The sequence below is a fragment of the Thermococcus sp. Bubb.Bath genome (assembly GCF_012027595.1).
GTDB lineage: Archaea > Methanobacteriota_B > Thermococci > Thermococcales > Thermococcaceae > Thermococcus.
In genome coordinates this window covers 1-557 of sequence record NZ_SNUR01000017.1, presented here as the reverse complement: position 1 = coordinate 557, position 557 = coordinate 1, and the positions used below count along the sequence as shown (strand labels likewise).

1 pseudogene is annotated in these 557 nt (G+C 39.7%); it reads left to right on the top strand.

The window, feature by feature from the left end:
- Positions 1–227 (top strand): annotated as a pseudogene (locus E3E29_RS11310) (hypothetical protein); the annotation flags it as partial.
- Between the last annotated feature and the right edge of the window lie 330 nt (positions 228–557).

Here is a 557-nt window from a genome sequence, read left to right as displayed (position 1 = left end):
TTGGAGAAACTCTGGAGTACGTCTTCGCTGGCCCCTCTAACCTAACGGTGAAGATTGACTCCAACATTCCTGCAGATGTGAAGATATTATCAAACGACGGTGAAGTTTTGACGGACTTTGGAGAAACCCAGCGCATAGACATGGTGATTGAGCTGCCCAAAGGAAAGTGGAAGCTCATCATACACAATCCGGGCAACAAAAAAGCCGTTTTAAATATATGGCACTGAGGGGTTAATAAGTCGACTTTCATTCGTTTTCTTTTGAATTTCTTCTAAGTTGCTTTGAGTTCTCTTCTCCGACGGGTCATCGTTCGTTTTGTTCTATCTGTCCTCAAAGATTCTTCGATACTGTAATAACGTAATGTGCGCTGGTGCCCATTTGAACATGCTGCTGATGAGTCCTTATTCATGAAATATCAAAAACCGTCATAAAGGCTTAATTTGGCTGTTCATTGGTTTTAAATTCTCGTTCTTGAATTTTAGCGTTCTGACAAACTTTATATTTCAAAAAAAGCAATATCTATGCCTTAAACTCTTTGTACCAATGCGAACATGAAT